Below are 16,404 nucleotides of genomic sequence, written 5' to 3' on the forward strand. Positions count from 1 at the left end.
GCTATGGATAAAAAAGATGGAATGAATTATGCACCAAAAGGTAAGCCGGCACCGGTTGTGAACAAAGGAGAATTCGTCATTGCAGCGATAGCCCTTGATCATGGTCATATCTATGGCATGTGCAATGGACTTATTGAAGCCGGAGCAACGCTCAAGTGGGTATATGACAGGGATGTAAAAAAAGCTGAAGCTTTTCAGAAGGCATATCCGGAGGTAAAAATAGCATCTTCAGAGGATGAGATATTAAATGATTCGGAAGTAAAACTTGTTTGTGGAGCGGCAGAGACCTGGAAGAGGTGTGAACTTGGAATAAGAGTAATGGAGCATGGGAAAGACTATTTTACCGATAAAGCGCCACTTACGACTTTGGAGCAGCTTTCAATGGCAAAAGAAACAGTAGCCAAAACCGGAAAGAAATATATGGTCTATTACAGTGAAAGAATCCACGTTGAGTCTGCAGTTTTTGCTGCCCAGCTTGTGGATGAGGGGGCTATAGGAACACCCATCCATGTGGATGGCTTTGGGCCTCACAGAGTAGGTAATCCAAAGGGGAGACCAGACTGGTTTTTTGAAAAAGAAAAATATGGCGGAATATTATGTGATATTGGTTCCCATCAGATAGAGCAGTTTTTATACTATTGCAGAGTCAAAGATGCGCATGTGGCATATAGTGAAGTTGGCAATTATGGGCACCCGGATTATCCGGAACTTGAAGACTTTGGTGATGCAATAATTGTAGGTGATAATGGTACAACCCAGCATTTCAGAGTTGACTGGTTTACCCCGGATGGCCTCTCAACCTGGGGAGATGGAAGAACAATAATACTTGGAACTGAAGGATATATCGAGATAAGAAAGTATGTAAACATTGGTACAGGAGATGGAACCTGTGATCATGTTTATCTTGTAAATAAGGATGGAGAACAGCATTTTGAAGTTAATGGAAAAGTGGGATTCCCATTCTTTGGACAGCTCATTTTGGACTGTATCAACAGAACTGAAAATGCAATGACGCAGGAACATGCCTTTAAAGCGGCTGAATTGTGCGTAAAAGCTGAAATGGAAGCTAAATATTTAACGCATAAATAATAGGGGAGAAAAGTATGATAAACGTTGCAATAGTTGGAACGGGTAATATTTCCAATCTTCATGTACAGGGACTGTTGGAGTTTCCTGAAAGATGCAAAATCGTAGCTCTTTGCGATATATATCCCAATAAAGCTGAAAGCATAAAAGAAAAATACAATCTTGGAAGTGATGTAAGAGTATTTGCTGATCATAAGAGTATGCTTGCTTCAGACGTAAAAATAGATTTAGTTCATGTCTGTACACCACCTTATGTACATGCATCAATAAGCATTGATTGTATGAATGCCGGGAAAAACGTCCTTGTGGAAAAGCCAATGGCAGCAAGCCTTGAAGAGTGCGATAGGATGTTGGAAGCTGAAAAGAAAAACAACGTAACCCTTGGAGTAATAGCGCAGAACAGATTCAGAGATGGGGTATATAAGCTAAAACAGCTGGCAAAGTCAGGCCTTGCCGGTAAAATCTGTCTTGCCAGAGTTGATTCCCAGTGGTGGAGAGCCCATTGTTACTATGATCTTTGGTGGCGAGGAACCTGGGAAAAAGAGGGAGGTGGGCCTACGCTTAATCATGCAGTTCATCATATAGATATGCTCAATTGGATAGAAGAGAGATCTCCTGTTGAAGCGACCGCGGTATTGACCAATGTTATGCATGATAATGCTGAAGTGGAGGATTTGTCACTGGCATGTCTGAAATATGAGGATGGATCTGTGGCAGAAGTTATTTCATCTGTAGTTAGCCATGGTGAGGAACAGGGAATCACTCTTCAGTGTGCCGATGCCAAGATTTCCATGCCGTGGAGTCTTAAGGCTGAGGTAGGAATGGAAAATGGATTCCCGGTAGATGGGGGGAACACTGAACTTATCGAGAAAATAAATAAGTTCTATGATGAATTGCCTGATCTTAAATATGAAGGGCATACCGGCGAGATAGATGATTACCTTTCCGCATTGGAGAATGGCAGAAAACCACTGATAACAGGAGAAGATGGAAAAAGAACGATTGAAGTAATAACAGCTATTTACGTAGCGGGGTTTGAAAAGAAAACTATCAGCCTTCCTATAGCTGAGAACTCGGAATATTACAAGGCTGACGGCATACAGAAAAACGCAGTGCACTTTTATGAAAAAAAATCATTTGTTGAGAATTTTACAGAGGAAAAAATAACAGTAGGAAACTATTGATGGGTATGAAAATGGTTCGATATGGCATAATTGGAATTGGAAATATGGGAAGTGCGCATGCAAAAGCTCTTTTCAATGGTGAGGTTAAAAATTCGACTTTGACCTGTGTATGTGATTGTGATAAAAATCGGATTGACTGGGCAAGGGGACAGTTTGGGGACAAGATCTCATATTACGCGGATTATAGAGAGATGCTTTCGTCTAGCAATTTGGATGTGTGTCTTATTGCAACGCCCCATTATCAACATACCAAAATGGCAATAGATGCCTTTGATAGAGGATTACATGTTTTAACAGAAAAACCCGCAGGAGTTGATACAAAGTCAGTTGAACTCATGGATAAAAAAGCTTTAGAGAGCGGCAAAAGTTTTGGAATAATGTTCAACCAAAGAACCAGCAATATATTTAGTGCCCTTAAGAGCTTTGTTGACCTTGGGATACTTGGAGATATAAAGAGATTTAACTGGATAATCAGCAACTGGTATAGGACTCAGGCATACTATGAGTCATCAGGCTGGAGAGCATCCTGGAATGGCGAGGGAGGCGGAGTATTGCTTAATCAGGCACCGCATAACCTTGATATATGGCAATGGATAATGGGAATGCCTTCATCGCTTACAGCTTTTTGTCATGAAGGATTGTTCCATGATGTTGATGTTGAGGATGATGCAACGATATATGCTGAATATAGCAATGGAGCAACAGCTACTTTCATAACTTCAACAGGAGAGTATCCGGGCAGCAACAGGCTTGAAATCAGCGGGACTTATGGCAAAGCAATTGCAGAAAATGGAGTGCTGAAACTTTTTCTTTTGAAAAAGGACGAGAGGAAGATTTGTTTTAACTCTAAAGAATCCATGCCTTGTGAAGAGGTTACAGAGATAGTCTTAAATCTAAAAGACGAACGGGATGGACATATTCTTATTATGGAAAATTTCAGTGATCACATTTTGAATGGAACAAAACTCATAGCACCGGGAGAGGAGGGGATTAAGAGTCTTGGAATCAGCAATGCTGCATATCTTTCTTCATGGAAAAGAAGTGTTGTTGACCTTCCGGTTGATGAAGATGAGTTTTTATTTTATCTCAATAGAAAAAAAGCATCTGAGGTGTCTGGCAAATTAGCTAAAAAATCTAAAGGTGCTATAAATGATATGGGTAATTATAGCAGACGATGGTCTGTTCAATGGTAAAAGAAAAAAGTGCCTTGTAGGCACTTTTTTACATTTTCGTGGATTCTCTATAGATCAGATCTGTTTCTGTATAAGTGATGCGGTAGTTAAGATCAGGCTGCTCAATTCTTGACATTATCAGGTTGGCAGCAGAATATCCTATTATCTGACTGTGGATATGACTGGTAGAAAGAGATGGTGTCATTATCTTGGACTCCGGTGAATCGTCAAATCCAAACAGCTTAATATCTCTTGGACATTCAATTCCCATTTTTCTAAGTCCATACAAAAGATCCAGTGCAACGAAATCGTTGGCACATATGAATAATTCAGGTAATTCTTCCATATTCTCAAGAGCTTTATATAAATAATCTTTGTACTGGCTGTCGTGACTGTGGACTTCGGACAGACAGTATTTTTCGTTGAACTCAAGGTTATTGATGTAAAGAGCTTCTCTGAATGCTGTGAAACGCTCATAGAAGGAGCGGCAGTGAGTTACCTGTCCGACAAATCCGATTTTTGTGATGCCTTTTTTGCTCAGGTCATTTATAACGGTGTAAATACTCGAAGAGTTATCCATTAAAAGAAGATCTGCATTTAAAGGTTTCCAATAGCTTGCTACAGGTGCATCAACCATAAGAACAGGGATTCCCAGATTGCACAGCATTTCACAATAAGGATGATTGAACATCTCAATACACATTATTGCTCTGGTGTTGTCAGGATTAAATGAAAGCGGGAGACTGAGTTCTGCCACATTGTTCTCGTCTACTCTGTGCATTGTAAGGCTGTATCCAAGAATCGATATCTCATTCTGAAACTTGTCGATCATAGTGGAAGCAAAGTGAGAGTTAGTAAGAAGTCCTCCGGTGAAAAGAGCTATCTCTCCGGCAGCTTTATTTCTGGTAAAAGAAGGATTCTTGATATCAGCTACAGAGTTTGCATATGAAAACTGTTTGTATCCCATAGCTATAGCTTTTTCTAAAACCCTTTGCCTCGTTGTCTCAGCTAAAACACCCGTATTGTTGATCGCTTTTGAAACTGTATTTCTGGATACTCCAAGAGCATCTGCTATATCCTGAAGTGTAACCTTGGTTGCCATTGTAATCTCCGTTCTTTAGTGGTTTTTCTTATGCATAATATCCATATCATTATAAAATGTAAAAATCATTGTGTCAAATGTAAAAATAAAATGATGCAAATGTAAAATAATTATGTTGACACCAGATTTTGCTTATGTTATATTTTACATACGCAAAAGAAATTGTTACATTTGTAAAATGTTTAAGGAGGGGCGTTATGAATGCAAAAGCAAAGGATAACAGCTTACATAATACATTCATATACATTAAGCAGCACTGGCAACTGTACGTATTCTTTTTAGGACCTGCACTGATTCTTACTATCGTATTCAGATATATTCCGATGGGTGGAATTTTGATCGCATTCCAAAAATATAATCCTTTTAAAGGAATACTTGGAAGCGAGTGGGTAGGGTTTAAGTACTTCCAGCAGTTCCTATCATCACCTGACTTTTTCCAATATCTTACAAATACATTAAAACTTAGTATTTTCGGTCTTCTTTGGGGCTTCCCAATGCCGATCATATTGGCACTCTTACTTAACAGAGTGACAAGCAGCAGTATCAAGCAGAAAATTCAGCTGGTTCTTTACATGCCAAACTTTATTTCAGTCATCGTTCTCTGTGGTATGGTCAGAATACTTCTTTCAGTAACAGGACCTCTTAACCTTTTGCTTGGAACGAGCATAAACTTCCTTACGATCCCGGCAGCTTTCAGACCAATTTACATTATAAGCGGAATCTGGCAGGGAGCAGGTTGGGCATCAATCATGTACACCGCGGCTTTGTCCAATGCCAGCAAGGAGCTTAAAGAGGCAGCGCAGATTGACGGAGCGAATATCTGGCAGCAGATAAAGGCAGTTGAGTGGCCTGCTATAAAGGACATGGTTGTTATCCAGTTCATACTTCAGGCCGGAAATATCATGAGCATAGGCTTTGAGAAAGCTTATGCATTACAGTCAGATATGAACCTTGCTTCATCTGAGATCATAGCAACTTATGTTTACAAAAAAGGTTTGCTTAATGGTGATTACAGTTATTCCACAGCGGTAGGTCTTTTCAATACTATCGTCAATGTCATTCTTCTTATCACAGTTAATAAAGTAGTAGAGAAGCTCAATGACGGACAGGGATTATAAGGAGATATCAAAATGGAAAAATCACTTTCAATCAGGAAAAAGAGCGAATTCGCAAGGGCATCGCTTGGAGATAAGACATTTCTTCTTGTTGGATATATTATCCTTGCAGCATTTGTACTGGCTATTATAGGACCCATGATCTATATCATAATTGCTTCATTCATGGATCCTATAACACTTCAGAATAAAGGAATAGTCTTTGATCTTAGCAAGTGGACACTCACAGCTTACGAGAGAGTAATGACAAACCCACAGATCTGGACAGGATTCTTCAACGCAGTACTTTATTCAGTATTGTTCGCATTCATATCAGTTTTCGTTACACTGCTGTGTGCTTATCCAATGTCACGAGATGATTTTAAGGGTAAAAAAATATTCAACACAATTTTTATCATAACGATGTTTTTTGGAGGCGGACTTATTCCTACATACCTTCTTGTCAGCAACTTAGGTCTTCTTGACAGTATGTGGGCAGTAATCCTTCCGGGATCATTTAGCGTTTGGAACATGATAATTGCAAGAACCTATTACAAAGGAATTCCAAGTGAACTCAGAGAGGCAGCAGACGTTGACGGAGCTAATGAGCTTGTGTTCTTCTTTAGAATACTTCTTCCTGTCTGCACACCACTTATTGCAGTGCTTATCCTTTGGCAGTTCGTTGGAATGTGGAACAGCTACTTTGACGCAATGATCTATCTTAATTCTGCATACAAGCAGCCACTTCAGCTGGTGCTCAGAGCAATACTTATCCAGAACGAGCCTGATCCGGGAATGATTGCAGACATGCAGAGCACAGCCCAGAGAGCACAGCTTGCAGAACTTTTAAAATATGCAACCATCATAGTTTCAAGCTTACCACTTATAGTTATGTACCCATTCTTCCAGAAATACTTTGATTCAGGAATAATGGTGGGGTCGGTAAAAGGTTGAGCAGAACTTCCTTATGGAGGTTTACTATATAAGTTAGAGGGAAAAGGAGAGGAAAAATGAAAAAGAAAGCATCAAAATTTTTAAGTGCTGCACTTGTACTTGCACTGACTGCAGGCATAGCTACAGGTTGTGGCAATGGGGCATCAGGTAGTGGAGCAGCCAGCGTATCAGCTGATGATCTTAGCTTTCCACTTGAGAACAAGGTAACAATCACAGGTATGATCAGCTATCCATCAGGAACTGAGTCAGAACCTAACAACAGAACAATCTTCAAAAGACTTGAAGAAGAAACCAATGTACATGTTGACTGGACAGCTATTTCAAGCGACCAGTGGGGTGATAAGATCCAGCTTAGCATGGCAAACAAGAACACTCTTACAGATTTCGTTTTCAACGCAGGATTCAGCAACTCAGACCTTATCAGATACGCAGATCAGGGCGTTATCATTCCTGTAGAAGAGTACATCGATAACTATATGCCTAATCTTAAGGCTGTATTTGATAAGTATCCTGAATACCGCACAATGTGCGAGGATTCAGAGGGACATATCTGGGCACTTCCTTGGATCGAGCAGCTTGGTTCAAACAAGACAGCTATCCAGACAGTAGGTAACAACTTCACATACATCAACCAGAAATGGCTTGATTTCCTTGGACTTCAGACACCTACAACTGTTGATGAGTTTGAAGAAGTACTTAAGGCATTCAAGGACCATGCAGCAGACCTTCAGAAAGAATTTGGTATTGAAGGTGACATTATTCCTATGTCATGCATCATGAACGATCAGGACCCAAGCCTTCTTATCAACGGTTTTGGCGAAGGCTATGGCGACAACGACATGGGACAGCACATCGCAGTTACTGATGACAAAAAAGTTATCTGCACAGCTACACAGGAAGGCTTCAAGTCAGGTATGCAGTGGCTCCACAAGCTCTATGAAGAAGGACTTATCGATCCTGAGTGCTTCACACAGGACTGGTCAACATATGTAGCAAAAGGAAAATCCCACAGATACGGCGTATGCTTCACATGGGACGTTGCTAACATCGATAACCTTGAAGACTTCGTTCCACTTGCAGCTCTTCAGGCAGATACCAAGAACGTAACACCTTTAAATGCTTCATTTACATCAGGTTTTGACCGCGGCAGATGCGTTGTAACATCAAAGTGCGCTAACCCTGCATTCGTATGTGCTTGGCTTGATCTTATGTATGATCCATTCCAGTCACCACAGAACAACTGGGGAACATACGGTGAGGATGATGAATTTGATATCTTCGAGCTTTCAACAAATGCAAACGGCGACAAGATGCTTAAGCACGCTCCTCTTGGAGATGCATCACCTGTAGAAGTTCGTGAAGCTGAGTGCGTAGGCGGACCTCTTGCAATCCTGGATGAGTACTATGGCGTATACGTAACATGTCCTGATGATGCACAGTATCGTCTTGACTGGATAAAAGAGTACTACACAGATGACATGCACTGCAAATACGTATATCCTAACGTATTCATGACAGCAGATGACACAGAAAAGCTTACAACTATCCAGACAGATCTTATCAGCTACATCAACTCAAGCAGAAGTAACTTCGTAATGAACGGCCTTACAGATGCTGACTGGGATGAGTACCTCAAGCAGGTCAACGCATATGGCCTTGATGAGTATCTTTCAATCTATCAGAAGTACTTTGATGAGTTCTACAAGTAATTAAGAATGATTTTTACATTATGAAAGGCGAGGGGGAGGAGAAGTAATTTATCCTCCCTCTTTTATGAAAAAAAACTGTCGACCAGATCTTTCATCAGCCGGAAAAAGAAATACAGGATTTATTTAAGTGAGGAACAAAGAATGAGTGATAAATTAAACAAAGCCAGAGAATATGAAGCAAAGAAGGAAAAGATGATCCCGGAGGAGCAAAGACCTCTTTTTCATCTTACTCCCAGATGTGGCTGGATGAATGATCCAAACGGTTTTAGTTTTTATAAAGGTGAGTACCATCTCTTTTACCAGTATTATCCATATGATACAGTATGGGGACCTATGCACTGGGGACACGCAAAGAGTGCTGACCTTATAACATGGCAGTACCTTCCTTGTGCAATGGCACCGGATGAGGAGCATGATAAAGACGGATGCTTTTCAGGAAGTGCCATTGAAATGGAAGATGGCAAACAGCTTCTTGTCTATACAGGTGTTGAAAAGAAAGAAGATGAAGAGGGCAATATCAGAGAAGTTCAGACTCAGTGTATTGCTCTTGGTGATGGAACAGACTACAAAAAGTATGAAAACAATCCTGTTATTGACAGCACTACCTTGCCTGAAGGCGCAGGAAAGTATGATTTCAGAGACCCTAAGGTTTGGAGAGAAAATGGTAAGTACTACCTTGTAGTAGGTAATAAAACAGAAGATAAAGACGGACAAATCCTAAAGTATGTGAGCGAGGATGGTATCCATTGGGAATATGACAAACTTGTAATAAAGAACAACCGCAGATTTGGTGTAATGTGGGAATGCCCTGACTATTTTGAACTTGATGGCAAACAGCTTCTTATGACAAGCCCACAGGATATGCTTCCTGAGGAACTTGAATTCCACAATGGTAATGGAACTTTGTGCGTAATTGGCCATTTGGATGATAATGGCGATTACTGCGAAGAAAATTTCCAGGCAATAGATTACGGAATTGATTTTTATGCACCACAGACAATCCTTGCTGCTGACGGCAGAAGAATCATGATCGGATGGATGCAGAACTGGGATACATGCGGTATAAGACGCGATGATTTCCCATGGTTTGGACAGATGAGCTTCCCAAGGGAAATCTGGCTTGAAAATAACAAGCTCATGCAGAGACCGGCCAGAGAAATAGAGAATTACTACGGAAAAAGAATAAGCAGACAAAATGTGCTTATATCAGATAGCGCATCACTTTCAAGCATTGAGGGAAGATGCATAGATATGACAGTAAAGGTCAGACCAACATCAGATGACCTTTCATATAAAAAATTTGAGATCAGATTTGCAGATAACGGCAAAGCTTTTTCAACCATCGAATACGATCCGGAGATGAACATCGTTAAGATTGACAGAAAGCATTCCGGCAGCAGAAGAGCAATCGTTCATCAGAGAAGATGCAAAGTGTCTAATAATAAGGGACAGATTACACTGCGCCTTGTCCTTGACAGATATAGCATGGAGCTGTTCATAAATGACGGCGAGCAGGCTATGTCAATGGTCATTCTTACTGATGTTAAGGCTGAGGGTATCAGCTTCAAAGCTCAGGGCGAGCTTTTGATGGACGTTACAATGCATGAACTTGTGAGGGGAAAAGATGAATAAAAAAATAGATGTTGTTGCTCTTGGAGAACTTTTGATAGATTTTACAGGCAGTGGAGAGAGCACTCAGGGCAATCCTTTGTTTGAGGCTAATCCCGGAGGAGCGCCCTGCAATGTACTTTCGATGCTTCAGAACCTTGGAAACAGCACTGCTTTTATAGGAAAGGTTGGAGATGATTTTTTTGGAAGACTACTTGCTGAAAGAATCAGTAAACAGGGCATAAGCACAAAGGGACTTACCTTTGATAAGGAAGTTCACACAACTCTTGCTTTTGTGAATAAGCTTCCAAACGGTGACAGAGATTTTTCTTTTTACAGAAAACCGGGTGCTGACATGATGCTTAGCATCGAAGATATCCTTGCCAATAAGAGCCTTATTGAAAATGCTGACATTTTCCACTTTGGAACTCTTTCAATGACAGATGCTGCTGTGAGAAAAGCAACAGAGCTTGCTGTTGATATAGCTAAAAAAGCGGGATGCCTCATTTCTTTTGACCCCAATTACAGAGCACCTCTATGGGAGTCGGAAGATAAGGCCCTTGAAGCCATTGAATATGGTCTAAAAAACTGCGACATCCTTAAAATATCTGATAATGAAGTGGAACTTGTTACAGGAATATCCGATATTCAGGCAGGTGCAGAGAGGATAAAAAGAGAGTTTGGCATTTCTCTTGTTTTTGCAACTCTTGGACCAGATGGAAGTATGGCTTTGTATAAAGACATGGTGATTAAAAAAGAAGGATATCTGAATCCTGACACAATAGAAACTACTGGTGCCGGTGATACCTTCTGTGCCTGTGCAATTGACTATGTACACAAAAAGGGTATAAACGAACTTACAAAAGATGGACTCTTTGAGTGCCTTGATTTTGCCAATGCAGCAGCTTCAATAATCACAACACGTAAAGGTGCACTTTCTGTAATGCCTTCAAAAGAGGAGGTTGAAGCCTTCTTGTGTCAGTGAACCATAGGGGGAAAAATAAAGCCCCTCACGCAGGATCTTGCCTACGCAAAGGGCTTATGAGCTAAATTGCATTATTCGTTAATTCTAAATTGTCTAATGAGATCATTAAGTGATTCAGACTGCTCCGAAAGCTCCTGGGAAACAGCACTTGATTCCTCGGCAGTAGCGGAGTTGCTCTGAACTACATTGGAGATCATCTCAATTCCCTTGTCTATCTCATCCATGCTCTGAGCCTGCTGATTGGCAAGATCACCGGTCTGGATTATCATTTCTGTAATATCTTCAACGCTATGCTGCATAGCGTCAAGGGCTTCTGTTGTTTCAGCAACTACTGAGTTTCCGTTTTTGATTTCGTCCATAGTGTCTGCAATAAGCTGATGAGTATTTTTAGCAGCTTCGCTGGATTCATCTGCCAGCTTTCCAATCTGATCAGCTACTACAGCAAAGCCTTTTCCTGTTTCACCAGCTCTTGCAGCTTCGATAGAAGCATTGAGGGCAAGGAGGGATGTCTGTTTTGCAATGGCTTCAATAGAGTTTGTGACCTGCTCAATTTCAGCGGAAGCCTCTGTAATTCTTGTCATGGCGTCTGTAACAAGGTGCATTTTTCTGGCGCTTGCTTCAGCATTGTCTCTAACCTCTGTTGCCATCTCCTTACTCTTTTCAGCTACATCAGCGAGTTGTCTTGTCTGTTCAGTAATGGAATTAACAGATGCTGTGAGCTCTTCAACTGCAGCAGCCTGATCTGTAGAACCTTCAGCCAGATCGTTCGCTCCCTGTGACATATTAACAGCACCTTGTGAAACTTGCTGTGAAGAATTCTTAACTTCTGCAAGAGTACTTGAGAGATTATTGGAAATATCTGCAAGCGCTTTTCTGATTGCGTCGTAGTCACCAATGTAAAGCTTTTCGTTTTTGGAACCTGCGGTGAAGTCGCCGGATGACATACGTGTAAGTGTTTCGGCAATATCTTTTACGATGTCTGCTATAGCATCTGTGGCCGCTGTGATATCGCATGCAAGTTTTCCCAGTTCATCTTCAGAATTTGTCTTAACCTTAATTTCGATTTCGCCTTTAGCCATTCTGTCTGCAGCTTCAGTAATTGCACTAATAGGCTCCAGAATACTGCTTGTAAGGGATCTTCTGGCTTTTTGTGAGTATAGAATCGCATAAATAACAACGATGAGAGAAACCAGTGTCATAGCAATTACGCTTATAATTGCAAGTGAGTATGCGGAAGCAGCCTGAGCTTTTGCTGAATTACCAACTTCTTTGAAGTCTTTAACCACAACTTTAATTGCTTCATTTACGTTATTTCCATAAAAATCATATAATTCCTGAGTTGAGGAACCATTTGAAAGCATTTGAATAAGGGTATCATCAGAAGAATCAATGTTGTTTATATGCTGGCGGATTGTTTCGAGATCGCCTTTATATACTTTTCCAAGTGTATCAAGACCATCGTGGAGCTCTTGTATTTTTTCCTGAGCACCGGCAATCTGGGCATTTCTATCATCAGCATCCTGAGCCGCAAGTGCCCAGAGGTAGTACTTGGCAAGAGCTTGAATTGTTGTTCTTACTTCCCCCTGCTGTGTGTTCTGTTCATAATATACTGCATAGATATTGTGTAGATTGAAGATTGCAACAATATCGATCAATATGATAACAACAAAAATAGCAATTAGGTTTGTTTGAAATTTGCTGAAAACTTTTTTGAATTTGTCAGATACGGAGAGTTTTTTAAAAGAACTCGATGAAAACACATTATTTGTAGAAGCTTGTTTAGCCATGATAACCTCCTATCATTTTCTGTAAAAGAAAATGTCAATTCTAAATGATATATCGACAATGTATATGTATTATTTTAGATAATAAACGTAAAAAAATATATAAATATGCGCGAATATATGTTTTTTTCACACATAAGTATTGCTTATGGCATATATAATAAATATTGATTTTACTTATACGGTTCTTAAGAGTACTATTAATATGCATTGAAAATGCTATTAAGAAAAAAGTGAGGGTTAAAAAATGGTTAAAGCAGTTGTAGGCGCAAACTGGGGAGATGAAGGAAAGGGTAAGATCACAGATACTCTTGCAGATAATGCCGATGTGGTAATTCGTTTTCAGGGAGGCGCTAACGCAGGCCACACTATAGTTAATGATTATGGCAAGTTTGCACTTCACACTATGCCATCAGGTGTTTTTCATTCACATATTATGAACATCATCGGGAACGGTGTTGCTTTTGATATAACAAAATTCATGAAAGAACTTAATGAGATTACTTCAAAGGGCGTTCCAATGCCACAGATAATGATCTCAGACAGAGTTCAGGTGATGATGCCTTATCATGTACTATTCGATACTTTGGAGGAAGCACGTCTTGCAGGAAAGAGTTTTGGCTCAACAAAGTCAGGTATTGCTCCTTTCTATTCAGATAAGTTTGCCAAGATCGGATGGCAGATAAACGAGTTTTACCAGAATGATGAGGCAATTAAGGAAAAGATTGCCAGAATTGCTGAAATCAAAGACGTTATCTTAAAGAATCTTTATCATGCTGAACCAATCGATCAGGAAGCGCTCTTTGAGCAGATTGTAAGTTGGAGAGAGCAGGTTAAGCCTTATATTGGAAATGTAGCCCTTTATCTTGATAAGGCAATTAAAGAAGGAAAGACAATTCTATTAGAGGGACAGCTTGGAACAATGAAAGATCCTGACCACGGTATCTATCCTATGGTTACATCTTCATCACCACTTGCTGCTTACGGTGCAATCGGCGCAGGTATTCCTCCTTATGAGATCAAGCAGATTGTCACAGTATCAAAGGCTTATTCTTCAGCAGTTGGAGCAGGAGCATTTGTTTCAGAGCTCTTTGGAGATGAGGCGGAAGAGCTTAGAAGACGCGGCGGCGATGGCGGCGAGTACGGTGCTACTACAGGAAGACCCAGAAGAGTTGGCTGGTATGACTGCGTGGCAAGCAAATATGGCTGCAGACTTCAGGGCACAACTGATGTTGCATTCACAGTACTGGATGTGTTAGGATACCTTGATGAAATACCTGTTTGTGTAGGATATGATATCGACGGTGAAGTGACAACAGAGTTCCCTGTTACACACCTTCTCGAGAAGGCAAAGCCTGTATACGAGGTACTCCCTGGCTGGAAATGTGATATCAGAGGTATAAAGAATTACGAAGACCTCCCGGAGAACTGCAGAAAGTATATTGAGTTTATCGAGGAGCATATTGGATATCCGATTACTATGGTAAGCAATGGTCCTGCAAGAACAGATATAATATATCGTAAAAAAGGATGATATTTTAATGGAAAAAACTCCTAATTATAAGAGAGTTCTTGCTCTTTCAGCACTTGTTCTGATTATCGGTTTGATAGTTGCATTTTTGCTTGTCGCTTTGTTTGGCGGTCCTGATTCAAAAGATCTGTTTATGGGACTTGCAGGAGCAGTAGTAGCAGTTCCAATACTGACATGGCTTTTGATATGGTCAATCGGAGCTATCACAGGAAGGCATACTATTGCTTCTCTTGATGCTATGAGCAGCAATAAAAAGCACGACAAATATGGAAATGTTATTCCCGATGGTGAAATTGACACAATAGTATTTGATATAGGAAATGTCCTTACAGATTTTGCATGGGATAAGTTCCTGGTATATAAAGGTTATGATGACGCAATGGTAGAGCGTATTGCCAAGGCAACTGTTTACAGTGATGATTGGGTGGAATACGACAAGGGAAACCTTACTAATGACGAGATTATTGCAAGATTTGTGGAAAACGATCCTGAGATTAAGTCAGATATAGAGGATTCTTTCAAAAACATCGATGGAATCATCTTAAAGCGTGAAAAAACAATTCCATGGATCAGAGCTCTAAAGGCTGCAGGTTACAAGGTTTTATACCTTTCAAACTTTTCTAAACAGGCTCTTGAAGGATGCCCTGATGCAATGGAATTCTTAGCTGAAACAGATGGTGGAATCTTAAGCTACCGTGAGCACGTAGTAAAGCCGGATCCGGCAATCTATAATCTCCTGGTAAGCCGCTATAACCTGACTCCATCCAAAACTGTATTTATCGACGACACACCGGTTAACATTGAAGCAGCCAAAAAACTTGGCTGGAAAGGCATAATATACCGTGACTACAACCAGGTAGTTGATGAACTTGCAACTCTTGGTGTGAAATTCTGATTTTTGTAAACGCACGTTTTGCAGGCGCTAAAGAGAGTATTTTGTTGTAAGCTTTATGCTTATTACAAAATACTCTCTTTTATTTGCGTAAGTGAATTGGATACGTATATGACCTTCTTAAAAAGTATGACATTTTGAACTAAATTCCAGAAATCCGCATATACTGCGGATTTCGTGAGAATATGAGTGAAGAGTCAACCAAGCCTCATCGACGAAGTCGATTTAAATTGGCTTGGTTGATGCATTCTTGAATTGTTGATTCAAGAATGTATATGTTGTGGCTGTGTACGCCACCATTGACTGGACCTGAGGAAAACGCCTTGGCTTGCGAGCCGACGGTGAGGATGATGGGAACAGTAGATTTTCTCGCACCGTCGGATTTAGCATTGTAGCGTTTTCCTCAGAACCCGTCAATGGCAAGCACCTGCGGTGTGGCTAATTTCCTTGCCTCAGGCTCTGACTCCGAGAACAGTAGGGGCGGCTACTTTCAAGGATATGTGTGACTATATTCCCGCGGCTCCCAATAAAGAGAGCGAAGATTCCATTTTGGAAATATAGCCTGATTTTTGAACTTACAACACCAGCCGACAAGGATTTTGACTTGTGGTTTTGGGCATATACAGCTTTTTTTTAGTTACCACACCATTATAAAGATGATCATATGTCTCAGTTTACTCATCCAATGGATGAGTAAATCTATTTTTTCTCGTATATGCCCATTTTAACTTTCTGGAAATTTAGCCGATGGATGTGTTAACTTAAAAAAATAGCTATATACCCATTTCACTGTGACAATCCAGAGGTGTAGAAGATGTAGGAGCGATGTAGGATAAGTGTTAAAAAATGGTTCTTTTTATCCCATAAATTTAACCATTCTTATAGTTGATTTTGCTCATGAGTAGGATAATCTTTTGATTTTTACTCCTTTTATCCCACTATTTTCATTGTTCTGACCGGAAATTCTATTAATAGACTAACTATTAAAAGTCAACAAGAAAATGAAGATTTTTGAATAAAACATCGTTAGGTGTTTTAGATAGCCTGGAGGCAGGCTTAAGCCTCAATTAGTACCTTGAAAACTGCATGACAAACAGAGCATCTGAAAAGGTGCTCTAAGAAAAGGATGTAAGTTAAAGACTCTTTATTTTCGGTAGGCTTCGCCTGTAAGTTCCATCCGATAGATGGTGCGTATCAGCTTTTTCGCCGCATGACCGACAGCAACATTGTAATGCTTGCCTTCACTTATCTTCTTTGAAAGGTAGGCTCCGAAGCTTTCATCCCATTTGCAGACGAACTTAGT

General features: G+C 40.3%; 12 protein-coding genes. 10 read left to right on the forward strand and 2 right to left on the reverse strand.

What is annotated here, in order from left to right:
• Positions 1–3 precede the first annotated feature (3 nt).
• Genes BM146_RS15915 through BM146_RS15925 form a run of 3 tightly spaced genes read left to right on the forward strand, consistent with a single transcriptional unit; the run spans position 4 to position 3,463 of the window.
• Entirely contained in the window at positions 4–1,089 is a 1,086-nt protein-coding gene (locus BM146_RS15915) for a Gfo/Idh/MocA family protein (RefSeq protein WP_074891206.1), read from the forward strand.
• Between the two features lie 14 nt (positions 1,090–1,103).
• Positions 1,104–2,270 (forward strand): Gfo/Idh/MocA family protein, encoded by a 1,167-nt coding sequence (locus BM146_RS15920; protein ID WP_074891208.1) that lies wholly within the window; start codon positions 1,104–1,106, stop codon positions 2,268–2,270.
• A gap of 5 nt (positions 2,271–2,275) precedes the next feature.
• The gene (locus BM146_RS15925) at positions 2,276–3,463 is read left to right on the forward strand and encodes a Gfo/Idh/MocA family protein (RefSeq protein WP_074891227.1); all 1,188 of its coding nucleotides are present in this window, start codon (positions 2,276–2,278) and stop codon (positions 3,461–3,463) included.
• Between the two features lie 28 nt (positions 3,464–3,491).
• Here BM146_RS15925 and BM146_RS15930 read toward each other — a convergent pair whose 3' ends face one another.
• Positions 3,492–4,544 (reverse strand): LacI family DNA-binding transcriptional regulator, encoded by a 1,053-nt coding sequence (locus BM146_RS15930; protein ID WP_074891211.1) that lies wholly within the window; start codon positions 4,542–4,544, stop codon positions 3,492–3,494.
• Positions 4,545–4,741: 197 nt separating this feature from the next.
• Here BM146_RS15930 and BM146_RS15935 point away from each other — a divergent pair, with 197 nt between their 5' ends.
• The 5 genes from BM146_RS15935 (at position 4,742) to BM146_RS15955 (ending at position 10,894) form a co-directional block, all read left to right on the forward strand.
• Positions 4,742–5,662 carry an ABC transporter permease gene (locus BM146_RS15935; RefSeq protein ID WP_074891213.1) on the forward strand — a complete coding sequence of 307 codons (921 nt, stop codon included), beginning with the start codon at positions 4,742–4,744 and terminating at the stop codon, positions 5,660–5,662.
• 12 nt (positions 5,663–5,674) lie between these two features.
• A complete protein-coding gene (locus tag BM146_RS15940) occupies positions 5,675–6,592 on the forward strand; it encodes a carbohydrate ABC transporter permease (protein ID WP_177201706.1) in 918 nt (305 codons plus the stop codon).
• Positions 6,593–6,648: 56 nt separating this feature from the next.
• Positions 6,649–8,301, forward strand: coding sequence for an ABC transporter substrate-binding protein (locus BM146_RS15945; RefSeq protein WP_074891216.1), 1,653 nt, complete (start codon positions 6,649–6,651; stop codon positions 8,299–8,301).
• A gap of 141 nt (positions 8,302–8,442) precedes the next feature.
• The gene (locus BM146_RS15950; RefSeq protein ID WP_074891218.1) at positions 8,443–9,933 is read left to right on the forward strand and encodes a glycoside hydrolase family 32 protein; all 1,491 of its coding nucleotides are present in this window, start codon (positions 8,443–8,445) and stop codon (positions 9,931–9,933) included.
• On the forward strand, positions 9,926–10,894 hold the full coding sequence (locus tag BM146_RS15955) for a carbohydrate kinase family protein (protein WP_083413602.1): 969 nt from the start codon (positions 9,926–9,928) through the stop codon (positions 10,892–10,894). Before BM146_RS15950 ends, BM146_RS15955 begins: the two co-directional genes overlap by 8 nt.
• 71 nt (positions 10,895–10,965) lie before the next feature.
• Here the strand turns inward: BM146_RS15955 and BM146_RS15960 are convergent, their stop codons facing one another.
• The gene (locus tag BM146_RS15960) at positions 10,966–12,681 is read right to left on the reverse strand and encodes a methyl-accepting chemotaxis protein (RefSeq protein WP_074891221.1); all 1,716 of its coding nucleotides are present in this window, start codon (positions 12,679–12,681) and stop codon (positions 10,966–10,968) included.
• 244 nt (positions 12,682–12,925) lie between these two features.
• Here BM146_RS15960 and BM146_RS15965 point away from each other — a divergent pair, with 244 nt between their 5' ends.
• Positions 12,926–14,212 carry an adenylosuccinate synthase gene (locus tag BM146_RS15965; protein WP_074891223.1) on the forward strand — a complete coding sequence of 429 codons (1,287 nt, stop codon included), beginning with the start codon at positions 12,926–12,928 and terminating at the stop codon, positions 14,210–14,212.
• A gap of 7 nt (positions 14,213–14,219) precedes the next feature.
• Complete coding sequence (locus tag BM146_RS15970; RefSeq protein ID WP_083413603.1) at positions 14,220–15,104, forward strand: HAD family hydrolase; 885 nt, start codon at positions 14,220–14,222, stop codon at positions 15,102–15,104.
• The last annotated feature ends 1,300 nt before the right edge of the window (positions 15,105–16,404 follow it).

It is taken from the genome of Butyrivibrio proteoclasticus (assembly GCF_900115735.1).
GTDB lineage: Bacteria > Bacillota > Clostridia > Lachnospirales > Lachnospiraceae > Butyrivibrio > Butyrivibrio proteoclasticus_B.